Source organism: Rhodovastum atsumiense, assembly GCF_937425535.1.
Classification (GTDB): Bacteria; Pseudomonadota; Alphaproteobacteria; order Acetobacterales; family Acetobacteraceae; genus Rhodovastum; species Rhodovastum atsumiense.
The window spans coordinates 721,551-745,116 of the sequence record NZ_OW485601.1 but is presented as its reverse complement, the minus strand read 5'-3'; the positions used below and the strand labels follow the sequence as shown (position 1 = coordinate 745,116).

Below are 23,566 nucleotides of genomic sequence, written 5' to 3'. Positions count from 1 at the left end.
TTATGCCGCCGACCCGCGCCGCCGTCATTCTCCCCTGGGAGAAGCCGGCGAGCGGCGCGGAGGCGACCCGTGCCGCCGAGGCGCGCCTGGCCGAGGCGGTCGGGCTCGCCGCCGCCATCGGCCTGGTGGTGCTGCATACCGCCATCCTGCCACTGCGGGCCCGCCGGCCTGCGACCCTGCTGGGCGAAGGCCAGGTCGCACAACAAGGCCAGGAGCTCGCCGCGTCCCAGGTGACGGTGGCGGTGGTCGACGCCCAGCTTTCCCCGGTGCAGCAGCGCAACCTGGAAAAAGCCTGGAACTGCAAGGTCATCGATCGCACCGGACTGATCCTGGACATCTTCGGCGAGCGGGCCGCCACCCGCGAAGGCACGCTGCAGGTCGAACTTGCGCATCTCGAGTACCAGCGCTCGCGGCTGGTGCGATCCTGGACTCACCTGGAACGCCAGCGCGGCGGCTTCGGCTTCCTCGGCGGCCCCGGCGAGACGCAGATCGAGGCCGACCGCCGCCTGATCGGCGAGCGCATCGTCCGGCTCAAGCGTGAACTGGAGCAGGTCCGCCGCACCCGCGGGCTGCACCGCAGCGCGCGCAAGCGCGTGCCGTTCCCGGTGGTGGCGCTGGTCGGCTACACCAATGCCGGCAAGTCGACGCTGTTCAACACCATGACCGGTGCCGGCGTGCTCTCGCGCGACCAGCTTTTCGCCACGCTCGATCCGACCATGCGCGGGCTGCGCCTGCCCTCCGGCCGGCGCGCCATCCTCTCCGACACGGTCGGCTTCATCAGCGAACTGCCGACCGAACTGGTCGCCGCCTTCCGCGCCACGTTGGAGGAAGTGGCGGAAGCCGACGTCATCCTGCACGTGCGCGATGCCGCCCATCCCGATTCGGCGGCACAGCGCGCCGACGTGCTCGCGGTGCTCGATGGCATGGTGGCCGACGGCACGCTGGACGAGGACTGGCGCACCCGCACCATCGAGGTGCTGAACAAGGCCGACCTGCTCGGCGGCGTTGCGCAAGTGCCCTCCCGGGAGGGCGCGGTCGCCGTTTCCGCCGTCACCGGCGAGGGATTGTCCGAACTGGCCGCGGCGATCGACCTGCGCATCGCCGCGGGGATGGAGATCGCCGACTACGCCATCCCGCCGGCCGATGGCGCGCGCCTGGCCTGGCTCTATGAACATGGCGAGGTGATCGGCCGCGCCGACGACGAGGACGCCATCCACGTGACAGTCCGCCTGCTGCCTGCCGACCGCGCCCGGTTCGAACGCCCGGATTTCTCACGCTGATGCGCCTGTCCCTGCACGAGCTGACTGTCCTCGGGACGGTGCTGCGCGACGCGGCCGCGCGCGAGGTGATGCCGCGCTTCCGCCGTCTTCCTGCCTCCGGGGTGCGCACCAAGTCGGGGCCGCTCGACCTGGTCACCGAAGCCGACGAGGCCGCCGAACGCGTCATCACCGCGGGACTGCAGCGCGCCTTCCCCGGCTGCGTCGTGATCGGCGAGGAAGCGACCGCCGCCGACCCCTCGCTGCTGGAGCGGGTGGGGGAGGCGGAGCTCGCCTTCGTGGTCGATCCGGTGGACGGCACCGCCAATTTCGCCGCCGGTCTGCCGCTGTTCGCCACCATGGCGGCGGCGATCGTGCGCGGCGAGGTGGTGGCGGCGGTGATCCACGACCCGGTCGGCGATGACAGCGCCTTCGCCCTGCGCGGCGAGGGCGCCTGGATCGCCGCCCCGGACGGGCGCCGCCAGGAGCTGCGTGTCGCCACCCCGGCACCGGTGGCGTCCATGACCGGCACCACCTCCTGGCGCTTCCTGCCGGCGGAGCTGAAGGCCACCGTCTGCCGCAACCTGCCGCGGATCGCGGCAAGCTGGGATTACCGCTGCGCCGGCCATGAATACCGGCTGCTCGCCAGCGGCCAGTGCCACTTCCTGCTGTTCAACCGGCTGATGCCCTGGGACCATGCCCCCGGCTGGCTGCTGCACCAGGAAGCCGGGGGATACTCGGCCCGGTTCGACGGATCTCCGTACCGGCCGGCCCTGCACGGCGGCGGACTGATCTGCACCCCCGACGCCGCAAGCTGGCACGCCCTGCACACGGCGCTGCTGCAGCCCTGACAGCGCGGGGCGTTGCCCCGCCCCCACCAGGAGGCTCCGCCTCCTGGACCTCTGCCAAGGGCCGAAGGCCCTTGGATCCCATGTTTGGTTCCTGGGAGGGGGGCGTCCTCGCTGATGACGGGTTCGTGCCGGTTCGCCCCCCTCCCAGGAACCAAACACATGGGGTGCAGGGGCCTCTGGCCCCTGCCGGAGTCCAGAGGCGGAGCCTCTGGCGGGGCCGGGGCAGCGCCCCGGGCTATCCGCGCAGCAGCTTCGCCGCGGCCGGGGCGAAGTAGGTCAGCACGCCGGCGGCGCCGGCGCGCTTGAACGCGAGCAGGCTTTCCAGCATGGCCTTGTCATGGTCGAGCCAGCCGTTGCGGATGGCGGCCATGATCATCGCGTATTCGCCCGACACCTGGTAGACGAAGGTGGGCACGTGGAAGCGTTCGTGCACGCGGCGGACGATATCCAGGTAGGGCATGCCCGGCTTGACCATCACGGAATCCGCGCCTTCCTGCAGGTCGAAGGCCACTTCGCGCAGGGCTTCGTCGGTGTTGGCCGGATCCATCTGGTAGGTTTTCTTGTCGCCCTTCAGCGACCCGCCGGAGCCGAGCGCGTCGCGGAACGGGCCGTAGAAGGCCGAGGCGTATTTCGCCGCGTAGCTCATCAGCCGGACATGGATGAAGCCTTCGGCGTCGAGCCCGGCGCGGATCGCGCCGATGCGCCCGTCCATCATGTCCGAGGGGGCCATCACGTCGATGCCCGCGCGCGCCTGGTTGATCGACTGGCGCACCAGGACTTCCACCGATGCGTCGTTGGCGACGTAGCCTTCGCGCAGCACGCCGTCATGGCCGTGGTTGGTGTAGGGATCGAGCGCGACGTCGCCGATCAGCCCCATCTGCGGGAATTCGCGCTTGAGCAGCCGGGCGGCCTGGCAGATCAGGTTGTCCGGGTTGCCGGATTCGGTGCCCTCGGCGTCCTTCTTCTCGTTCGGCGTCACCGGGAACAGGGCCAGCGCCGGGATGCCCAGGCGCGCGGCCGGCTCCACATGGGCGGCCAGGCGGTCGACGGTGACGCGCTGCACGCCCGGCATGGAGGCGACGTCGGTGACGGCATTGCTGCCATCCATGACGAAGATCGGCCAGATCAGGTCATCGATCGAAAGCCGGGTCTCGGCAACCAGGCGGCGCGTCCAGGCGTCGGTGCGGTTGCGGCGCAAACGGGTGGTGGGGAAGCGGCCAAGCGACGTGGCGTCGTTCATTTCGCCCTCCTGCGATTGCCGGCAGCGTATGCACCCGGCGCAAAAGGGTGCAAAGCCGGCAGCCAGGAGATTACGGTTTCCTCATGCGCATTGGTGCTTTGCTTTTCCTGATGGTTGTGGTGGCGGGGGGCGTTCGCGCCGAAACCGTGCGGTTCGCGGGCGGTGGGGGCGCGTTGCTGGAGGCCGTGCTGTTCCGGCCGGAGGGGCCGCCGCGTGCCCCGGCCGTGGTGGCGCTGCACGGCTGCGCCGGGCCGCTGCCGGCGCGCGATCACGCCTGGGCGCGGCATCTGGCCGGGCTTGGCCATCTCGTGCTGTTGCCCGACAGCTTCGGCAGCCGTGGACTCGGGTCGCAGTGCCGTACGGGGAATCGGTCGGTGACGGCGTCTGGATTGCGGCGCGATGATGCCCTGGCCGCCGCGCGCTGGCTTGCTGATCAGCCCGGCACCCCGGCCGGCGGCGTTGCCGTGCTCGGCTGGTCGGACGGGGGCAGCACGGTGCTGGCGACGGCGGCGTGGCGGCAGGATAACCCGCCCGGATTGTTGCGTGGCTTCGTTGCCTTTTATCCGGGGTGCCGGCAGGCCGCGTTGAACCGGGGGGCCAGACCGGTGGCCCCGGTGCTGCTGCTGATCGGCGAGGCGGATGACTGGACGCCGGCCGCACCTTGCCGGGATCTGGCCGGGCGCGTCGGGCCGCGCATCACCCTGGTAACGTATCCAGGCGCCTGGCACGACTTCGATGCGGCCGCGCCGCTGCACCGGATGCGTGACATTCCACGCAGCCAGAACCCCGACCACGGCGTCCATGCCGGCCAGGATCCCGCGGCGCGGGAAGATGCATTCCAGCGCGTGCCGGCGTTTCTCGACGCGTTGCCGCCGGCCCCCTGAGTCGCCCGACGGGGCCTGGGGCGCCAGCTTCAGTATTTTCATAACGCACTACCAGCATGCGTAGCGTCATGGTAAGTACCTGACTGCCACAGCGTGATCTGATCAATGACACGCAGGCAGAGGGAGGACGTCGAAATGAAGAAATCAACCATTGCGCTTGCCGCAAGTCTGTCGCTGTTGGTCCTGCCGGCGCTGGCTGCCGACAACGGCACGGCCCCTGAAGCCAAGGCCATGCTGGAAAAGGCCGTCACCGCGGTGAAGACCGACAAGACGAAGGCGCTCGGCCAATTCTCCAGTGGCGAGGGCGGCTTCAAGGACCGCGACCTTTATGTCTTCTGCATCGGCAGCGACGGCACCTTCAACGCGCATCCCAACAAGGCGCTGCTGGGCAAGGACGCCCGCGGCCTGAAGGACAGCACCGGCAAGGCCTTCGCCGTCGAGATGATCAGCGTCGCCAGCGAGGGCAGCTTCAGCCAGGTGGACTACACCTTCCCCCGGCCCGGCGGCACCGATCCGGCGCCGAAATCGTCCTATGTGACGAAGATCTCCGACGAGGTCTGTGGCGTCGGATACTACAAGTAAAGACGGGCCGGGCCGCGCTCGTCGTCCGTGTCGCGCGGCCCGGCGTGCCAGGGGCCATGGTGCCCCTGGTGCGTCCGGGCCTTGCCGCCTACACCGGCAGTGCCGCGATCCCGAAGATGCGTTGGTGGAAGATCAGCATCTCCACCCAGATCGCCAGCCCGATGGCCGGAACCAGCCAGCCGATTTCGGAGAAGACCAGACGGTTCCGTCGCGTCAGGATGGCCATGAACGGCACGATGGAGGTGGTGGCGGACAACTGTGCCCAGGCGGCGGCGTCGCGTTCCTTCGTCTTGATGTCGACCGAGGGCATGCCGACCACGCAGGTGATCAGGAACGCGCCGAAGAACAGCAGGCTGGCGACATCGCCGCGACCGATGCAGTGCACCGCCGCCCAGATCGTGTAGGACACCATCATCGGATGGCGGGTGATGCGCTGGATGCCGGTGATGTCCTGGCCGAGGTATTTCTCGCCTCCCGCGGCCGTCGGATTGCGCACGAAGGACGCCACGAACAGCACGAAGGCCGGCAGCATCACCAGCGCGAGCACCCAGTGCAGCCAGGCCGGCGCCGTCCATAGTTGCACCGTGGGGGCGGCGTTGTAGCTCAGCACCAGCCAGATGATCGCGGCGATCGAGGCGATCGAGAAGATGCCGCGGAAGCCGTTCACGCCGATGCGCGTCACGATGACGCGGCGCAACGTGGTGCCGGCGATGCCGAGATGCACCGCCAGCCAGAGGATGGCCGCGAGGCTGAGCTGGATCATGCCGCCGGCTCCGCGACGACGGCACGGTGGGTGGACGCCCGGATACAGGGCGCAGGGCAGGGGCCGGGCACGGGCAGGCCGGGCGTCTGCGGCAGGGCATGGGCAGAGGGTGGCATGATGGTGCACTCCAGCACGAAGGCTCCGAGATCGGGTCGTTTCACACCAGCTTCCGTCCTGCGTCCAGAACCTCTCCGGGCAATTGCGGCGCGCGGGGCGGGAGGAGAGACTGGCCCGGCACGCCCGACCGAGGAGATGCCCCATGACGAACCGCCCCTTCACCGCGGCTGATCTCGAGACATTGCGGCAATGGGATACCCCGACCATCTGCAACGGCCTGGAGCTGCTGGTGCCGGAGCGGCGCGCGGTGGGCTTCACGGTCGAGCCGATGGTGCCGGTGGACCGCAGGTTCCCGCCGATCGTCGGCCTCGCCCGCTCCGGCCTGATCCGCGCCCGGGAAAAGCCCTGCGGCGCCATTCCGCCGCGCGAGGACTGGTACGAGTACGTCGAGGCGCAGGGCCTGCCGACCATCGCGGTGCTGCAGGACATCGACGACCGGCCCGGCTTCGGCGCCTTCTGGGGCGAGGTGCAGACCACCGTGCACAAGGCCCTGGGCTGCATCGGCTGCGTGACCAATGGCTCCTTCCGTGACCTGGACATGCTGGCGCCGGGTTTTCAGATCATCGGCGGGCGGGTGGGGCCGAGCCATGCCCATGTGCACATGGTGCAGATGAACTGCCAGGTGAACGTGTTCGGGATGCTGGCCGGACATGACGACGTGATCCATGCCGACCATCATGGCGCCGTCGTCGTGCCGGACGATTGCGTCACGAAATTGCCGGCGGCGATCGAGCTGGTGTCGCGGCGCGAGCGGGTGATCCTCGACATGGCCCGCAGCCCGGGCTTCACCGCGGCGAAGATGCGCGAGGCGTTGCGGGTGGCCGGCGAGATTCATTAGGGCATCATCCGAACGGACCAGGAGGCGTTTGCATCGACGGGGCCGGTATGGTTGGTTCCGCGCCCCGTTGCCGAGGCCAGGAATGTCCACCGCCGTCACCCTCATTGTCCCGGGCTTCGCGCAGGAGGCGCGGGCCACGCTTCGGCTCGCCCTGCCGCTGGTGGCGGGGCAGGTCGCGCAGATGGGGGCGGGCGTGATCGAGTCCATGCTGGCCGGTCATCTCGGGGCGCAGGTGCTCGGTGCCGTCGCGGTGGGCAATTCGGTCTGGGCGCTGGCCTTCATGGCGCTGGTGGGCGTGATGATGGCGCTGTCGCCCTCGGTCGCGCAGCTCGACGGGGCGCGGCGCCGGCGCGAGGTCGCGCCGGTGTTCGTGCAGGCGGTCTGGCTGGGCCTGGGCCTCGGCGTGGTGCTGGGGGCGGCCACCTATCTGTTCGGGCCGTCGCTGGCGGTCCTGACCGGTGTCGATTCCGCTCTGCTGCCGGATATCCGGCGCTTCCTGCACGCGGTGGCGTTCGGCGCGCCCGGGCTCGGCCTGTTCCTGGCCTGTCGCGGCCTGTCGGACGGGCTGTCGCTGACCCGCGCGAGCATGGTGTTTTCCTCGATCGGCCTGCTGGTGCTGGCGCCGCTCGGCTGGGCGCTGATGTATGGCCGGCTCGGCCTGCCGGCGCTGGGCGCGCAGGGGGCGGGCATCGCCTGGGCGGTGCTGGGCTGGGTGGAGGGGCTGGCTTTCGCGGCCTGGATCGCGGTTTCGTCGCGCTATGCGGGCCTTGGCTGGCAGGCCGCCCGGGGCCGCCCCGATCCGGCCGGCATCGCGGCGTTGCTGCGGCTGGGGGCGCCGATGGCTGTGTCCGTGCTGCTGGAAGTCGGGTTGTTCAGCGCCGCGGCCCTGGTGATCGGCGGCTTCGGACCGACCATGGTGGCGGGGCACCAGATCGCGCTGAACGTGGCCGGGCTCTGCTTCATGGTGCCGCTCGGGCTGTCGATGGCGATGACGGTTCGCGTCGGCAACGCGGTCGGGCGGGGCGATCCGGTGGGGGTGCGCCTGGCGGCGATGGCGGGGCTCGCCCTGGTGCTGGTGACGCAGGCCCTGTCCTGCACCATGCTGGCCGTGCTGTCGCAGGTGATCGCCGGGCTTTACACCGCTGATGCCGATGTCATCGCCGCCTCCGCCGGGTTGCTGCTGCTGGCCGCCGTCTTCCAGTTCTCCGACGGCATCCAGGTGGCGGCGGCCGGCGCGTTGCGCGGGCTGAAGGACACGCGGGTGCCGATGCTGATCACCGCGTTCAGCTACTGGGGGGTGGGCATGCCGCTGGGGCTGGTGCTGGCGTTTCCGGGGGGATTGGCGGCTCCGGGCGTATGGATGGGCCTGATCGCCGGGTTGACCTGCGCGGCCGTGTTGCTCGGGAGACGCCTGCATCTGCGCACGCGCCTCGGCTGAGGAATGCGTGGCTCTGGTGCTGTGGCACGGCGGGGAGTACCGTCGCGCCACGGGACTCTCGCGTGATCGGGTGTTCCGGCGTGACCTGACAGGCGGGCGCGGCTGCCATGGCCGGACCACGAAGCTGCGGGAGCATGACGGGAGGCGGATGAGCGGGAAGATCGACCTGTTCCGGCAACACGCCGACGAATACCTGGCGCGGCCGGAGCCCTCCGTCGTCGAGGTGGCGCCCGCCAGCTACATCGGCATCCAGGGGGGCGGCGCGCCCGAGGACATGCCGTTCCAGGGCGGGTTGGCGGCCTTGTTCGCGCTGGCCTTCACCCTCAAGTCGGTGGTGCGCGAGGCGGCGGGATATGACTTCGCCGTGGGCAAGCTGGAAGCGCTGTGGTGGACGGATCGTCCGGGGGCGTTCTGGCAGGCGCCGCGCTCCGCCTGGCGGTGGTGCCTGTTGATCCGCGTGCCCGACATGGTCGACCAGCCTGCCATTGAAGCGGCACGGGCCCATCTCGCCGCGCGCCGGCGGGCCCCCGATGCGGCCCGGGCTGCCCGGGTGCGGCTCGAGGAAGGGCGCTGCCTGCAGGTGCTGCATGTCGGCCCCTATGCGACCGAGCCGGAATCCATTGCCCGGCTGGAACAGGCCGCCACCGCCGCCGGCATGGCCTTTGCAGGGCATCATCACGAAATCTACCTGTCCGATCCCCGCCGCACTGTCGCCACCAAGTTGCGTACGATCCTGCGCCGGCCCGTCCGCTGAGTCCGCCAGCCGGCCCGGGGCCTGGACGCAACCGCGTGGAATCCTTTCGCTTTGCCTTCGGTCCGGGGTGTCGCCGGGACGGGCAGGCAATAGGCACTATGCCGCAGTTTACGGGACTCGGGACCGCTCGCTCAGATGGATAAATGGCCTATATTATCAACCGTTCGTGATGTCCTGACCCTTGAATTCTGATGACACATCCTCGCGCCGTGCCTTTTGATGCGAATCGGAAGCGACGGCTCTTCGGCTGACCCGCGTTGGCTCCATGGAGGAGGAATGATGCGACCGCGTTCCTGCACCGTCCTGGGTCTGCTGCTGCTGCTGGCTGCCGCCCCGGTGCGGCCGGCTGCCGCCACCCTGGAGCCCGTGGAGCCGGTGAAGATGTACGTGGCCCAGGCGGAACTCTATTCCCCTGCCCATCGCGTGCTGTCAGGCGTCAAGACGGCGATGGCCTCGCAACGCAGCGCCCTGGCCGCCGAGGCGATGCTGGCGCTGGCCCTGCCGTTGTTCGGGCCTGGCCTGGCGCGGACCATGGCCAACCGGTCGCTGGTCGCGGCCTATGTGCCCGCCCGGGTGCTCGGGCGGCTGCCGACGATCGTCAGCGGGCCCGATCCCACGGTGGCATGGAACCCGTTCTCACCCACCCCGGTGCGGCAGGCGCTGGACCTGCTGGTGGCGCGCCGGCCGGTGCCGGCGATCCTGTTCGGCCAGGATGGCCCGCAGGCCGCCGACCTCAATGTGACCACCCGCCATCCCGACCCCTTCGCCGAGGAAACGGGGGGCGTGTTCGTCGCCGACCTCAACCTCGCCCACCGCAACGCCAGCGGCGAGACGGCGATCGATCCCCGGCCGCTTCGCCTGGTCGGCATGGGGCTGGTCTGCCTTGCACCCGCCCCGCGCCGCAACGGGCGCGTGCGCAGCCGGGGCCATGTTCCGCTCAGTCTGGCACGCCGGCTGCGCCTGCATCAGAGATAGTTTCGATGTAAACGGTTTCGCCCTGGATCTCTTTGCGGGGGCGGACCGGGGTTTCACCAGGGGCGCACCACCAGCCGCTGCTTTTGCCGGCCCGGATCGTTACTTGTCCTTGCCGTGGACCCGCTCGACTACGGCGACCGCCAGGGTGGAAAGCAGGAAGACGATGTGCACGCCCGCCAGCAGCGGCAGCCGTTCGGCCGGCGTATCCATCATGAAGGCCCGCAGCAGGTTGATCGCCGAAACCATCACGATCGACAGCGACACCTTCATCTTGACGTTGGAGGCGTCCATCTTGCCGAGCCATTCCGGCTTCTCACGATCCACGTCGATGCGCGAGACGAAGCTTTCGTAGCTGGAGATCGCCACCATCACCACCAGATTGGCCACCAGCACCAGGTCCAGGATCGAGAGGATGACCAGGACCAGTTCCGCCTCGCTGATCGTGGTCAGGCTGGTGACAAGGTGAAGAAGCTCGCGTCCGACCATGGCGTAGATGCCCAGCACCGATGCCAGCAATCCCAGGTAGAGCGGCACGAGCAGCCAGCGCGTGGCCAGCAGCAGGATCTCGATGTTGCGTTCCATCACCTCTCCGTTGCGTTCCGGGCGCATCTCGACGGCGGTGGTATGCCAGCTTGGATCCGCCGCGCCAATCGATGCGGACCCGCCGGTGACCGGATGACCCCGGCGACGTTCAGGCCGGCATGACCGGGCTGCTTTCGATCGAGGGCCTGCGCACGGTGTTCCCGTCCGGGCGGCAGGATGTCGCCGTGGTCGACGGCGTCTCGCTCGCGGTGGGGAAGGGGCGCACCCTGGGCATCGTCGGCGAGAGCGGCTGCGGCAAGTCGATGCTGTCGCTCTCGCTGCTGCGCCTGGTGCCGCCGCCCGGCCGGATCGCCGGCGGGCGGGTGGTGTTCGACGGGCGCGACCTGCTGGGGCTGCCCCCCGAGCAGATGCGCATGCTGCGCGGCCGGCGCATCGCCATGATCTTCCAGGAGCCGATGACCAGCCTGAACCCGGTGTTCACGGTCGGCGCGCAGATCGTCGAGGCGATGCGGGCGCATGACCGCGGCAGCCCGATGGCCGCCCTGCGCGCGCGCGCGATCGCCGCCCTGGAGCGCGTGCGCATGCCGGCCCCGGAACGGCGCTTCGACGAATACCCGCATCAACTCTCCGGCGGCATGCGCCAGCGGGTCATGATCGCCATGGCCCTGGCCTGCGAGCCCGACCTGCTGATCGCCGACGAGCCCACCACGGCGCTGGATGTCACCGTGCAGGCGCAGATCCTCGACCTGCTGCGCCGGTTGCAGGCGCAGACCGGCATGGCGATCATCCTGATCACCCATGACCTGGGCGTGGTGGCCGAGATGGCCGACGAGGTGGCGGTGATGTATGCCGGCCGCGTGGTCGAGCGCGCCGCCGTCGCCGACATCTTCGCCGATCCGCAGCACCCCTACACGCTGGGGTTGCTCGGCAGCATGCCGCGGCTGGAGGAGACGCGGGCGCGGCTGCTGGCGATCGAGGGCACGGTGCCGGCCCCGGCGGCGCTGCCGCAAGGCTGCCGCTTCCATCCCCGCTGCGTGTTCGCCGCGCCGCGGTGCCGTACGGTCGATCCGCCCTTGCTGGAGGTCGCGCCCGGCCATGGCGCCGCCTGCATCCGCGCCCCGCTGGAGGCGGCCATCCCGTGAGCCCGCTGCTGGAAGTCGAGGATCTCGCCCGGCACTACCCGGTGCGCCGCGGCCTGCTGTGGTCGCGCCGCGTCGGCACCGTGCGCGCGGTCGATGGCATCTCCTTCACCCTGCATCACGGCGAGACACTGGCGCTGGTCGGGGAATCGGGTTGCGGCAAATCCACCACCGCGCGGCTGGTGCTGCGGCTGATCGAACCGAGCGCCGGCACGGTGCGGTTCGAGGGCACCGACATCACCCGCCTGGACGGGCCCGCGCTGCGCCGCCTGCGCCGGCGCATGCAGATCGTCTTCCAGGATCCCTTCGCCAGCCTCAACCCGCGCATGACGGTGGGCGAGATCATCGAGGAGCCGCTGATTGTCCATGCGGCCGGCGACCGCGCCGCGCGCCGGGCCCGGGTGGAGGAACTGCTCGGGCTGGTCGGCCTGGCCGCAGCCCATGCCGGGCGCTACCCGCACGAATTCTCCGGCGGGCAGCGCCAGCGCATCGGCATCGCCCGGGCGCTGGCGTTGTCGCCGGCGCTGGTGGTGTGCGACGAGCCGGTCTCGGCGTTGGACGTGTCGGTGCAGGCACAGGTGGTCAACCTGCTCAAGGACCTGCAGGAGCGGCTGGGCCTGTCCTACCTGTTCATCGCCCACGACCTCGCGGTGGTGAAGCATGCCGCCGACCGGGTCGCGGTGATGTATCTCGGGCAGATCGTCGAACTCGCGCCACGGGCGGCGCTGTTCGACGACCCGCGCCATCCCTACACGCGGACCCTGCTCGCGGCGATCCCGCGCCCCGATCCGCGCCGGCGTGGATCGGGGCGGCCGATCCCCGGGGGCGACGTGCCGAGCCCGATGGCGCCGCCGCCGGGTTGCCGTTTCCACACCCGCTGCGGCTTCGTCACCGAACGCTGCCGCGCCGAGGCACCGCCGCTCCGCGCGGTCGCGGATGGGCATTGGTCCGCCTGCCACTACGCCGAAACCCTGCCGCCGGCCTCCGCCCTGGACGAGGTGCCCGCGCCGTCGCCCGCGGCGGCACGGCGGATGGCATTGTACGCCGGGCGGCGGGCGGGGCAGGCCGTGTCGACGGGGTAACAGGGGCACGGCGCGGGAGATATTCCAGCCACATTGGCAACCGCGCGCAGGGCCGTGCATTCTTCATCGGGTTGTGATCCGCCATCCCGGCTGGTCGGTGGTCACGCATGAGGAGGTGCGGATGGCCTTCACCCTGGTTGCTCCTCGCCTGATCGAGGTGGGCGGTGGCAGCATCGCCCGGATCGCCGCCGTGCTGCAGACATTCGGGCTGTCGCGCCCGCTGGTGGTGACCGATCCGTTCATGGTGTCCTCCGGCCTGGTGCGGTGCTGCCTCGATCCGCTGCGGGCCGCCCGTATGCGGCCGGTGGTGTTCAGCGACACCATCCCCGAACCGACCGACACCGTGGTCGAGGCCGGGCTGCGCGTGCTGCGCCAGGGCGAGTACGACTGCCTGATCGGCTTCGGGGGCGGCTCGCCGATCGACACCGCCAAGGCCATGGCGATCCTGGCGCTCGGGCAGGAGAAGATGCGCGCCTACAAGGTGCCCTTCGTGGCCGATCATGCGGCGCTGCCGGTGATCGCCGTGCCCACCACCGCCGGCACCGGCAGCGAGGCGACCCGCTTCACCGTCATCACCGATGCCGAAGGCGGCGAAAAGATGCTGATCGCCGGCCTCGGTGCCCTGCCGCTCGCCGCCATCGTCGATTACGAGCTGACCTTCTCGGTGCCGCCGCGCACCACCGCCGATACCGGCGTCGATGCGCTCAGCCACGCGCTGGAAGCCTTCGTGTCGCGGCGGGCCAACCCGTTCAGCGATGCGCTGGCGCTGCAGGCGATGGAACGGATCGGCCCCTATCTGCGCACCGTCTATCGCGAGCCGCGCAACGCCGCGGCGCGCGAGGCGATGATGCTGGGCGCCAGCCTCGCCGGCCTCGCCTTTTCCAATGCCTCGGTGGCCCTGGTGCATGGCATGTCGCGGCCGATCGGCGCGCATTTCCATGTGCCGCACGGTCTGTCCAACGCCATGCTGCTGCCGGCGGTGACCCGCTTCGGCCTTGCGGCGGCGCCGGCGCGCTACGCCGAGGCGGCCCGGCGCATCGGCTTCGCCGCGCCCACCGACGACGACGCGGTCGCGTCCGCGCGGCTGGCCGAGGGGCTGGTCGCGCTGAACCAGGAGCTCGGCGTGCCCACGCCGCGGGCCTGGGGCATCGACGCGGCGGCCTGGGAGGAGAAGCTCGAGCTGATGGCCGCGCAGGCGCTGGCATCCGGCAGCCCGGCGAACAATCCGCGCGTGCCGGACCCGGCGGAGATCATCGCGCTGTACCGCGCGGTCTTCACCGGCGACGGGGCCGCATAACGAGAGAACGAGGCACGCAAATCGCGCCGGCGTCATCTGCCGGAGCGATGCTTGGCCGGGCCGTGGTCTCCCTGCACGTTACGGGATCTGATCAGGATCGGTTGAGATGCACGACACCAGGCCCCCGGCGGCGCCGCCGCAATCGGCATTGCAGCTTTTCATCATTTTCAGTCGCATCGGCCTGACGAGTTTCGGCGGTGGGCTCAGCGGCTGGTTCTTCCGGGAATTCGTGCGGGACCGCGGCTGGATGACGGAGGAGGAATTCCTCAACGGGCTCTCGCTGGCGCAGGCGTTGCCCGGCGTCAACGTCACCAACATGGCGATCTGGATCGGCTACCGCCTGCTCGGCGTGCGGGGCGGCGTGGCCGGATTGCTGGGCATCGTCGTGCCGCCCGCCATCCTCATCATCGTCCTCGCGGTTGGCTTCGCCGCGGTGGCGCGGTTCCCGCTGACGCATCTGGCGCTGGACGGCGCGGCGGCGGCGGCGATCGGCCTGTCGCTGTCCATGGGGATCACCGCGGCGTGGCGCGTGCCCCGCCGGGCCTTCCCGCTCGCCACCATGGCGGCGACCTTCGTCGCCGTCGGGCTGCTGCACTGGCCGCTGCCCTGGGTCGTGCTGGTCGGCGGCACGGTGAGCGTGGGCATCACCTATCTCCGCCTGGCGCGGGCCTGAGCCGGTGGTCGGCCTGCTCTGGGCGCTCGCCCTGGTTTTCGTGCCGCTGTCGCTGGTCACCGTCGGCGGCGGACAGGCCGTCGTCGCCGACATCCAGCGGCAGATCGTGGACGTGCATCACTGGATGACGCAGGGCGAGTTCGTGAACGCCTTCGCGATCTCGCGCATGGCGCCGGGGCCGGGCTCGCTGCTGGTGACGCTGGTCGGCTGGCAGGTGGCCGGCGCCTGGGGCGCGGTCGTGGCCACGATCGCCATCTTCGGCCCGACCACCTTCCTGATCTTCGGCATTTCCCATCTGTGGAAACGCTACCGCGGCGCGCTCTGGCAGCAGGCCCTGGAAGCAGGGCTGCGCCCCATCGCCGCCGGCATGATCCTCGCCTCGGTCTACGTGCTGATGCAGGCGCTGGAAGGCGGGTGGCTGGCCCAGGGGGTCGCGCTGGCCTCGACGGCGGCGCTGATGCTCACCCGCGTCAATCCGATGCTGCTGCTGACGATCGGGGCCATGATCTTCGTTGGCTGGGGGCTGGTGTGACAGGAAGGCCAGGGCTCTGGACCCGGCAGGGGCCACAAGGCCCCTGCACCCCATAAGCGCTGCGCGGCAAGGAATGGGATCCAAGGGCCTACGGCCCTTGGTGGAGGTGCAGGAGGCGAAGCCTCCTGCCGGGGCCGGGGCAGCGCCCCGGAACTCAGGGCTGCATGCTGGTCGGTGGCACCCCGGCCTTGGCCAGCGCCTCGGCCTGGCGCCGGGCCAGGGTGTCGGTATCGAAATCCGCGATCAGCTCGCGGAACAGCCGGCTCCAGTTCAGTTCCGCCTTCAGCCGCAGGAACACGCTGCCCAGGCCGATGGCGCTACGGTCCATCAGCACGAACTCGCGCGGCGGCGTGACCCCGCCGGTCTTCTTGAGCCCTTCGTGCACCCGCATGGCGATGGCCCGGCCGTAATTCGGGTCATCGGTGAGCTGGATCGGGCGCACCCTGTCGTCGAGCAGCGGCTCGTAGAGGAAGCGCGCCCACTGGTTCAGCACCTCCATTTTCTCGCGCCCGAGATCGGTGAAGCCCCAGCTCGCATAGGCCTGCTGGGCCTTGTCGAGGTCGTTGTCGCGCACGGACTCGAACAGGTCGATCACGCCGCGCACGAATCGGGGGTGGAACACCCGGATGGTGCCGAAATCGAGCAGGTTCAACGAGCCGTCCGGCCGCGCCTGATAGTTCCCCATATGTGGGTCGCCGTGCAGGATGCCGTAGCGGTACAGCGGCACGTACCAGGCGCGGAACAGCGCCTCGGCGATGCGGTTGCGTTCGTCCTGGGGCGGGTCTTCCTCAAGCCGCTTCAGCAGCGGGCGGCCGTCGAGCCAGGTCATGGTCAGCAGCCGCCGGGTGGACAGTTCCGGGACCGGCTCGGGCAGGTGAACCATGGGCTCGTTGGCCAGCATCGCCCGATAGAGCCGCATCTGCGCGGCTTCCCGGGTGTAGTCGAGTTCTTCCCGCAGGCGCTCGGAGAGTTCCTTGATGATCTCGTCCTGGCGGATGGCGCCGTCCATGCGGTGATAGACCGCCATGGCCAGCTTCACCTGGCGCAGGTCGGCTTCCACCGTGCTTGGCATATCCGGGTATTGCAGCTTGCAGGCGACCACGCGGCCGTCCTTCAGTCGGGCCTTGTGCACCTGCCCGAGCGAGGCGGCGGCGGCGGCTTCCTGGCCGAACTCGGCGAACCGTGACTGCCAGTCCGGCCCAAGCTCGCCCTGCATGCGCCGGCGCACGAAGGCCCAGCCCATCGGCGGGGCGTTGGACTGCAACTGCGCCAGCTCGGCCGCATATTCATCCGGCAGCGCGTCCGGCACGGTGGAGAGGAACTGCGCCACCTTCATCAGCGGGCCCTTGAGCCCGCCGAGGATGACCTTCAGGTCCTCGGCATGGGCCGAGCGGTCGGTCTTCACGCCGAAGGCGCGGGCGCCGACCATGCGGGCGGCGATGCCGCCGACCGCGCCGGAGGTACGGACCATCCGGCGGAACTCGCCGAACAGGGTCGAACGATCCTCGGCGGTAGACATCAGGACGTTGCCTCCAGTTCATCGATGAAGCCCGCGATGACGTCGAGCCCCTTCCGCCAGAAGGCGGGGTCGGAGGCGTCCAGGCCAAACGGTGCCAGCAGCTCGCGGTGGCGCAGGGTACCACCTGCGCGCAGCATGTTGAGATACTTGGCCTGAAAACCGGGATGGCCGGACTGGAACACGCCATACAGGGCGTTCACCAGGCAGTCGCCGAAGGCATAGGCGTAGACGTAGAAGGGCGTGTGCACGAAATGCGGCACATAGGCCCAGAACACGCGGTATTCGGGGGTGAATTCGAAGGCCGGCCCCAGGCTCTCGGTCTGCACCTGCAGCCAGATCTCGCCGATTCGCTCCGCCATCAGTTCGCCGGAGCGGCGCTCGTCGTGCAGCAGGGTTTCGAAGCGGTAGAACGCGGTCTGGCGCACCACCGTGTTCAGCATGTCCTCGACCTTGGAGGCCAGCATGATGCGCCGCCGCCGTGGATCGGTCTCGGCGTCGAGCAGGGCGCGGAAGGTCAGCATTTCCCCGAACACGCTGGCGGTCTCCGCCAGGGTCAGCGGGGTGCCGGCCATCAGGTAGCCCTGCTGCCCGGCCAGCACCTGGTGCACGCCATGGCCGAGTTCGTGGGCCAGCGTCATCACATCGCGGGTACGACCGTGATAATTCAGCAACAGATAAGGATGCGCCGAGGGAACGGTCGGGTGGGCGAAGGCGCCGCCCGCCTTGCCCGGACGCAGCGCGGCGTCGATCCAGGGGCGGTCGAAGAAGCGCTTTCCCACCTCGGCGAGGTCGGGGGAGAAGGCGCCATAGGCCGAGAGCACGCGGTTGCGGGCCTCGGTCCAGGGGATCTCGTGGTCATCGTCGCCGGGCAGGGGGGCGTTGCGGTCCCAGTGCTGCAGCTTCGGCAGGCCGAGCCAGCGTGCCTTCAGCTGGTAGTAGCGGTGCGACAGCCGGGCGTAGTCGGCGGTGACGGCGCCGACCAGCGCGTCCACCACCTCGTCCTCGACCATGTTGGCGCGGTTGCGGTAGCTGCCCGGACGCGGGTAGCGCCGCCAGTTGTCGACGATTTCCTTGTCCTTGATCAGCGTGTTGGTGACCAGGGAGAACAGGCGGATGTTGGTGCCGAAGGCGTCCCCGATGGCACGCCCGGCGGCCTCGCGCAGGTCGCGGTCGCGGTCGGAGAGCTTGTTCAGCGCCGCCGAGACGGTCAGGTCCTCGCCGCGCAGCTTGATGCGCATGCCGGCGATGGTCTCGTCGAACAGACGTGACCAGGCGGAGCGGCCGGTGACTTCCTTTTCATGCAGCAGCTTCTCCACCTCGTCGGAGAGCTGGTGCGGGCGGAAGACCCGCAGGTCGCGCAGCCAGGGGCGCCAGCGGGTCAGCGCCGGGTCGATCAGCTTGTCCTCGAGCACCGCGTCGTCCAGCCGGTTCAGCTCCAGCGTGAAGAACAGCAGGTGGCTGGAGATCGCCGTCACCCGTTCGTTCATCGACTGGTAGAACCGGCCGATCGCGGGATCGTTGGAGTCCGCGCTGAACAGAAGCTGGGCGTAGGACATCGCCCGGCCCAGCACTTCTTCGATACGTTCGTATTCAGAAATCGCGGTGGCCAGCGCGCGGCCGGAATGGCCGGCGAGCCGCCCGGCGTGGCTGGCGGCGAAGTCGCGGGCATCCGCCTCGGCCCGGTCGAGGTCGGTGGCCAGTTCCGGGCTGTCGGGACCGGGATAGAGGTCGCGAAGGTCCCAGCTGGGCAGCCCGGGCTGTGCCGGCAGGGAATGCGCGGGGGAACTGGGCAGCGTGTTGGCGCCAGCCGGAGCGTGGGGCATTGCGGGTCGTTCGTCCTGATATCTGGTCCCAGGGGCAGACATAAGTTATGCGGGGGCGACGTCAAAGGGCTGGACAGGCTCGGGAGGGCAGCCTCCGGCCCAGGCGGTGAGGAAATGCGCTTGGACAGCTACGACCGGTGGCCGAACCTGGCCACGATGATGTTCGATCGTGCCCGGGCGTGGGCCGATCGGCCGATGCTGAGGTGGTTCCGCGACGGGACGTGGCAAGGCATGTCCTGGGGCGTGTTCGCGCGCCAGGCTGCCAGCGTGGCCCGGGCCTTGCGCGCGGCCGGGGTTTCCCCGGGCGATCGCGTGCTGATCGTCAGCGAGAACCGGCCGGAATACCCGATCGCCGAGACCGCGCTGATGGCCATCCGGGCGGTGCCGGTGCCCACGTACATCACCAACACGATCGCCGATCACGCGCATATCCTGCGCGATTCCGGGGCGCGGGTGGCGATCGTTTCCGGCGCGCAGCTGGCGCGCCGGGTCGCGCTGGCGGGTGAGCTTGATCTGCTGGTGACGATGGAGCCCTTCACCCATCCCGGGCTGAAGGTGGCGGCCTGGTCGTCGCTGACCACCGACACGCGCGGCTTCGACGACATCGCCGCCGAGGCGCGGACCATTTCGCGGGATGCGCTGGCCTGCCTGATCTACACCTCCGGCACCGGCGGCAACCCGAAGGGCGTGATGCTGCCGCACCGGGCGATCCTGTCCAACTGCAAGGGGGCGGCCGACCTGCTGCACGCCCTGCCGCGCCAGGACGAGGTCTATCTGTCCTTCCTGCCGTTGTCGCACAGCTATGAGCATACCGCCGGGCAGTTCTTCCTGCTCAGCGAGGGTGCCGAGGTGGTGTACGCGCGCGGGGTGGAAACCCTGGCCGCCGACATGCTGACGGTGCGGCCGACCATCATGACCATGGTGCCGCGCATCCTGGAGGTCATCCGGGCCCGCATCCTCGGCCAGGTCGCGCGCGAGCCGGCCTGGCGGCGGCGCCTGTTCGACCGGGCCATCGAGCTTGGCCGCCGGCGCGTCGACGGGGAACGGCTCTCGGTCCTGGAGCGGCTGCAGGACGTGGTGCTGGAGCGGATGGTGCGCCGCAAGGTGCTCAAGCGCTTCGGCGGGCGCCTGCGCGCGACGATCTCCGGGGGCGCGCGGCTGGAGCCGGAGGTCGGGCGGTTCTATCTCGGGCTCGGGCTGAACCTGTTGCAGGGCTACGGCCAGACCGAGGCGGGGCCGGTGATCGCGGCCAATGCGCCGGGTGCCACCCGGATCGAGACGGTGGGGCGGGCGCTGCGCGGGGTGGAACTGCGCATCGCCGATGACGGCGAGATCCTGGTGCGTGGCGACCTGGTGATGCTGGGCTACTGGGGCCGGCCGGACGAGACCGCGGCGGCGATCCGCGACGGCTGGCTGCACACCGGCGACATCGGGGAGCTGGACGAGGACGGCTACCTGCGCATCACCGACCGCAAGAAGGACATGATCGTGCTGTCGGGGGGCGAGAACGTTTCCCCCGCCCGCATCGAGGGCATGCTGATCGCCGAGCCGGAGATCGCCCAGGCGGTGGTGCTCGGCGAGGGGCAGGCGGGGCTGACCGCCCTGGTCGTGGCGGCGGATGGCTGCGACGAGGTGGCGGTGGCGGCGACGGTCAGCAACGTCAACAAGCGACTGTCCGTGACCGAGCGCATCCGTCGGCATGCGATCGTCAAGCCCTTCACCATCGACAACGGCATGCTGACCGCGACCCAGAAGATTCGCCGCCATGTGGTGACGCGCGAGCACGCCGGCCTGCTGCAGAAGCTGAGTGCCTGATCAGTCGCCGAGCAGCCGGCGGGCCGCTGCGGCGACCTCGGAGGGCAGGTAGGGCTTGGAGATGATGGCGTCGCGCGGCCCCCGGCCCGCGCCCGCCATCGAATCGGGCCGTCCGGTCACGAAGATCACCGGCAGGTCCGGATGACGTTCGCGCGCGCGGTGGGCCAGTTCCATGCCGTCGAGGCCGCCGGGAATCTGGATGTCGGTCAGCAGCAGGTCGATCCCGTTTCCGGCCTGCAGCTTCGTCAGCGCCTCGTCGGACGCCCCGGTCTCGATGACGTCGAATCCCTCGTCGGCGAGGGCCTCCGCCAGGGTGAGGCGGATCAGGAACTCGTCCTCGACGATCAGGATCTTGCGGCCGGGCATGGTTCCCCCCGTAGAAGAGCCGCGCCGGCAGGGCAAGCCACGTCTGCGTGTTCCTGATCCCCGGAGCGTGTTCACCTTATTGGTTGATTGCGGGACCGGTTGATCCGTCGGGGAACGGCGGCCTGAAGCTGCGTGTCCGGTCGCCGGGGGCATTTCATATTAATATCGAATTATTATGAAATCATAAAATTACGTCTTGCGCTTGTATGGAGGCTTTGCGGGAAGGCAAGCAGGTCAATTTTGCCTTTCGCGTCTGGTTGAAATTCGATGCGACATTGTTATTTATATGAAACACTATAATAATAAATCATGATAGATTCCATAATCTTTTCAAGATAATAGCTAGTTAATTATAATATTTTAAATGAATTAGCAGAAAATTAGTGAAATCCTATCCAAAATACGTGAGAATGAAAGATTCTTACAAAAGATTGATACACAAAAGTTACAAAATTACTGCCGGATTAAATCGATGGTGTTTCGGTACGCTCTTGTTCAGTTAGGGCGGGATTTATGGATATCCTCCTCCTCAAATCTTGATCTCATATTTCCGTGAGATCGTCCTGAGCTGGAGCGTGAATGCCATGGCTGCTCTCGACCTTTCAAATTACCAGGTCGTCTTCAATGCTGATTTTCAAAATGCCACCAGCCTCGATCGCACCGTGTTCTCGCATGTATGGGGAAATCCCAGCAGCGATCTTGCCTTCACCAATGGTGGCATCACGCTGACCTCCCGGGCTTCGGAAGGCTGGTCCGATATCGGCTTCGGTACTGCGACGACGGGCGGTCTGGCTGGTTGGACTTACGGATTATTCCAGATCACGGTGTCATTGAATGCCGGCGAGGGGGTGGGACCCTGCATTTGCCTGTGGCCGGCAAACAATGTCTGGCCAGGACCCGAAGTCGACCTGATGGAATCCGTCGATCCAACCCGTCAAACCGGGTGGTACACCATACATTGGAAAGGGGATGACGGCGGTAATTCCTACAGCACCCAAACAATTAACATTGACCTGACACAAAAGCACACATTTGCTGTCGATTGGCAGCCAACACAACTTATCTATTACATCGACGGCGTGCAGGTACATTCGACCACCCAGCATGTTCCGGCCGCGCCTGAAGCCATCGGGGTGGAAGTCGTCGCTGCCGGGACCAACCCGGTCAGCAGCAGCGTCAGCATGACCGTCTACGGCATCAGCGTCTCCGAACGGAAGGATGCCCAGCCACAGCTCATACCGGGGACAACCACGGTGGTGATCCCGGCGGCGCAGGTGAACTACGCCACGGCGGTCGATGGCCAGACGGTGGTCGCCAGTTCCAGTGGCCACGGCTTCACCTTGTCAGGCAACGACCAGATCCTGCGGGCCTCGGGCGGGGTGGATACGGTGACGGCGAGCGGCAACCGGGCCTCCATCACCCTCGGCGCGGATAATGACCAGGTCACGCTCGGCGGCACCGGCAGCGTGGTTGATACCGGTGCCGGGATCAACACGGTCAATGACAACGGCCGTGAAAGCGTCTTCATGCTGGCGCCGGCGGGACAGGGCGTGATGCGGATCTACGGCAACGTGTTCGCCAACGGGGCCCGGTTCGATTTGCGGCCGGCGCTGACCGCGGCGGGATGGAACGGCCAGATGTCGAGTCTGGCGGATTACCTGAGCGTCCGGGCGATCAACAACGGCGCGGACCTGCAGATCGCGGTGCGGCCGACGGGGTGGGGATGGACCGGGGTGGCGACGCTGTACGGCCAGGGAGGGCAGACCCTGGACGCCCTGCTGGCGCGCGCCATGCTGCCGGGCCAGCCCGTGCCGGATCCGGTCTATCCGCCGTCGAACACCGTGACCCTGCTGGCAACGCAGACGAATTTCACCGGCACCACCGATGGCCTGTCGGTGATCGCGACCGCGGGGGACCACACCATCCTGCTGTCGGGCAATGACCAGACGCTGAAGGCCTCGGGCGGCATAGAGACGGTGACGGCAAGCGGCGATCGCGCCCGCATCACCACCGGGGCGGCCAATGATCAGATCACCGTCAGCGGGGCCGGTGACGTGATCGATCCGGGCATCGGCATCAACACCATCACCGACAACGGCTTCGGCAACACCTTCGTGCTGCCCGCGGCCGGACAAGGGGCCAACCGGATCTTCGGGTCGGAGTTCGCCAACGGCGCGAAGTTCGATCTGGGGGCCGCCCTGAAGGCCGCCGGCTGGAACGGCGACATGACGCAGTTGTCGAATTACCTGACCGTGCGGGCCATCAACAACGGGGCCGATCTGCAGGTTGCGCTGCGGCCGACAGGGTGGGGCTGGACCGGGGTGGCGACCCTGTATGGGCAGGGCAGCCAGACCATGAGCAGCTTCCTGGCCCGCGCCCGGCTGTCCCCGCCGCCGGCTTCGCCGCCCACCCCGACGACGGTGACCGTGGCGTCAACCCAGGCGAGCTATACCGCGACCAGCGACTGCCAGACCGTCCTCGCCACCGCCGGTGACCATGGTTTCGTGATGTCGGGCAGCGACCAGGTCCTGACGGCCACCGGAGGCATAGAGACGGTGACGGCGAGCGGTGACCGCGCCCGGATCACCACCGGCGCCGCCAACGACCAGATCACGGTCAGCGGGGCCGGCGACGTGATCGATCCGGGCACCGGCATCAACACCATCACCGACAACGGCTTCGGCAATACCTTCGTGCTGCCCGCGGCCACGACCGGGGCCGACCGGATCTTCGGGGCGGTGTTCACCAACGGGGCGAAGTTCGACCTGCGCACGGCGCTCAAGGGCATCGGCTGGGGCGGGCAGGTGGCCGACCTCGGAACCTATCTCACGGTGCGGCAGATCAATTCCGGCGCCGACCTGCAGGTGGCGGTCAAGCCGGCGGGCTGGGGATCCTGGACCGGGATCGCGACGCTGTATGGGCAGGGCGCGCAGAGCATGACCGCGTTCCTTCAGCACGCCATCCTGCAATAGACGGCGCCGGCCCCGGTCTCCTTCGGGATCCGGGGCGAACCGCCATCCGCGGACGGACAGGCCGGCGTCGGCATGACGCCGGCCTTCGGCTGTCCCGCAGGGGCATG

Annotated in this window: 21 protein-coding genes and 1 pseudogene; 16 read left to right on the top strand and 6 right to left on the bottom strand. The window is 68.9% G+C overall.

The window, feature by feature from the left end; translation table 11 throughout:
* Positions 1–2: 2 nt before the first annotated feature.
* A complete protein-coding gene (gene hflX / locus NBY65_RS03170; protein WP_150042796.1) occupies positions 3–1,280 on the top strand; it encodes a GTPase HflX in 1,278 nt (425 codons plus the stop codon).
* Positions 1,280–2,107: an inositol monophosphatase family protein gene (locus NBY65_RS03165; RefSeq protein ID WP_150042795.1), complete on the top strand. Its 828-nt coding sequence runs from the start codon at positions 1,280–1,282 to the stop codon at positions 2,105–2,107. The genes hflX and NBY65_RS03165 overlap by 1 nt, the downstream gene beginning before the upstream one ends.
* Before the next feature lie 235 nt (positions 2,108–2,342).
* Here NBY65_RS03165 and hemB read toward each other — a convergent pair whose 3' ends face one another.
* Positions 2,343–3,347: a porphobilinogen synthase gene (gene hemB / locus NBY65_RS03160; protein ID WP_150042794.1), complete on the bottom strand. Its 1,005-nt coding sequence runs from the start codon at positions 3,345–3,347 to the stop codon at positions 2,343–2,345.
* An 83-nt stretch (positions 3,348–3,430) separates the two neighbouring features.
* Between hemB and NBY65_RS03155 the strand changes: the two genes are divergently transcribed.
* Entirely contained in the window at positions 3,431–4,231 is an 801-nt protein-coding gene (locus tag NBY65_RS03155) for a dienelactone hydrolase family protein (RefSeq protein ID WP_150042793.1), read from the top strand.
* A 135-nt stretch (positions 4,232–4,366) separates the two neighbouring features.
* Complete coding sequence (locus NBY65_RS03150) at positions 4,367–4,813, top strand: cache domain-containing protein (protein WP_150042792.1); 447 nt, start codon at positions 4,367–4,369, stop codon at positions 4,811–4,813.
* An 88-nt stretch (positions 4,814–4,901) separates the two neighbouring features.
* Here the strand turns inward: NBY65_RS03150 and NBY65_RS03145 are convergent, their stop codons facing one another.
* On the bottom strand, positions 4,902–5,576 hold the full coding sequence (locus tag NBY65_RS03145) for an NnrU family protein (protein WP_150042791.1): 675 nt from the start codon (positions 5,574–5,576) through the stop codon (positions 4,902–4,904).
* A 259-nt stretch (positions 5,577–5,835) separates the two neighbouring features.
* On the opposite strand from NBY65_RS03145, the gene NBY65_RS03140 reads away from it, so the two are divergent.
* The 4 genes from NBY65_RS03140 to NBY65_RS03125 all read left to right on the top strand — a co-directional run bounded on the left by NBY65_RS03140 (position 5,836) and on the right by NBY65_RS03125 (position 9,698).
* Positions 5,836–6,531, top strand: coding sequence for an RraA family protein (locus NBY65_RS03140; RefSeq protein ID WP_150042790.1), 696 nt, complete (start codon positions 5,836–5,838; stop codon positions 6,529–6,531).
* A gap of 82 nt (positions 6,532–6,613) precedes the next feature.
* Entirely contained in the window at positions 6,614–7,969 is a 1,356-nt protein-coding gene (locus NBY65_RS03135; RefSeq protein WP_150042789.1) for an MATE family efflux transporter, read from the top strand.
* 7 nt (positions 7,970–7,976) lie between these two features.
* Positions 7,977–8,723: a GyrI-like domain-containing protein gene (locus NBY65_RS03130; RefSeq protein WP_150042788.1), complete on the top strand. Its 747-nt coding sequence runs from the start codon at positions 7,977–7,979 to the stop codon at positions 8,721–8,723.
* A gap of 276 nt (positions 8,724–8,999) precedes the next feature.
* A complete protein-coding gene (locus tag NBY65_RS03125) occupies positions 9,000–9,698 on the top strand; it encodes a hypothetical protein (RefSeq protein ID WP_150042787.1) in 699 nt (232 codons plus the stop codon).
* Positions 9,699–9,797: 99 nt separating this feature from the next.
* Here the strand turns inward: NBY65_RS03125 and NBY65_RS03120 are convergent, their stop codons facing one another.
* Complete coding sequence (locus NBY65_RS03120) at positions 9,798–10,280, bottom strand: YqhA family protein (RefSeq protein ID WP_162530712.1); 483 nt, start codon at positions 10,278–10,280, stop codon at positions 9,798–9,800.
* A 119-nt stretch (positions 10,281–10,399) separates the two neighbouring features.
* Between NBY65_RS03120 and NBY65_RS03115 the strand changes: the two genes are divergently transcribed.
* The 5 genes from NBY65_RS03115 (at position 10,400) to NBY65_RS03095 (ending at position 14,964) form a co-directional block, all read left to right on the top strand.
* Positions 10,400–11,383, top strand: coding sequence for an ABC transporter ATP-binding protein (locus NBY65_RS03115; RefSeq protein WP_150042785.1), 984 nt, complete (start codon positions 10,400–10,402; stop codon positions 11,381–11,383).
* A complete protein-coding gene (locus tag NBY65_RS03110) occupies positions 11,380–12,462 on the top strand; it encodes an ABC transporter ATP-binding protein (protein ID WP_150042784.1) in 1,083 nt (360 codons plus the stop codon). Before NBY65_RS03115 ends, NBY65_RS03110 begins: the two co-directional genes overlap by 4 nt.
* A 121-nt stretch (positions 12,463–12,583) precedes the next feature.
* Complete coding sequence (locus NBY65_RS03105; RefSeq protein WP_150042783.1) at positions 12,584–13,759, top strand: iron-containing alcohol dehydrogenase; 1,176 nt, start codon at positions 12,584–12,586, stop codon at positions 13,757–13,759.
* Positions 13,760–13,865: 106 nt separating this feature from the next.
* A complete protein-coding gene (locus NBY65_RS03100; RefSeq protein ID WP_150042782.1) occupies positions 13,866–14,432 on the top strand; it encodes a chromate transporter in 567 nt (188 codons plus the stop codon).
* 4 nt (positions 14,433–14,436) lie between these two features.
* On the top strand, positions 14,437–14,964 hold the full coding sequence (locus NBY65_RS03095) for a chromate transporter (RefSeq protein ID WP_150042781.1): 528 nt from the start codon (positions 14,437–14,439) through the stop codon (positions 14,962–14,964).
* A 154-nt stretch (positions 14,965–15,118) separates the two neighbouring features.
* Here the strand turns inward: NBY65_RS03095 and NBY65_RS03090 are convergent, their stop codons facing one another.
* Together NBY65_RS03090 and NBY65_RS03085 are read right to left on the bottom strand one after the other, a co-directional pair.
* On the bottom strand, positions 15,119–16,483 hold the full coding sequence (locus tag NBY65_RS03090; RefSeq protein WP_150042780.1) for an ABC1 kinase family protein: 1,365 nt from the start codon (positions 16,481–16,483) through the stop codon (positions 15,119–15,121).
* A complete protein-coding gene (locus NBY65_RS03085) occupies positions 16,483–18,306 on the bottom strand; it encodes a M3 family oligoendopeptidase (protein WP_150042779.1) in 1,824 nt (607 codons plus the stop codon). Before NBY65_RS03085 ends, NBY65_RS03090 begins: the two co-directional genes overlap by 1 nt.
* 120 nt (positions 18,307–18,426) lie before the next feature.
* On the opposite strand from NBY65_RS03085, the gene NBY65_RS03080 reads away from it, so the two are divergent.
* A complete protein-coding gene (locus NBY65_RS03080) occupies positions 18,427–20,121 on the top strand; it encodes an AMP-dependent synthetase/ligase (protein ID WP_239002925.1) in 1,695 nt (564 codons plus the stop codon).
* Here the strand turns inward: NBY65_RS03080 and NBY65_RS03075 are convergent, their stop codons facing one another.
* Positions 20,122–20,487, bottom strand: coding sequence for a response regulator (locus NBY65_RS03075; RefSeq protein ID WP_162530711.1), 366 nt, complete (start codon positions 20,485–20,487; stop codon positions 20,122–20,124).
* A gap of 584 nt (positions 20,488–21,071) precedes the next feature.
* On the opposite strand from NBY65_RS03075, the pseudogene NBY65_RS34040 reads away from it, so the two are divergent.
* Positions 21,072–21,584: pseudogene (locus NBY65_RS34040) on the top strand (glycoside hydrolase family 16 protein); the annotation flags it as partial.
* A 36-nt stretch (positions 21,585–21,620) separates the two neighbouring features.
* Positions 21,621–23,459 (top strand): DUF3060 domain-containing protein, encoded by a 1,839-nt coding sequence (locus tag NBY65_RS03070; RefSeq protein WP_239002924.1) that lies wholly within the window; start codon positions 21,621–21,623, stop codon positions 23,457–23,459.
* Positions 23,460–23,566: the final 107 nt, after the last annotated feature.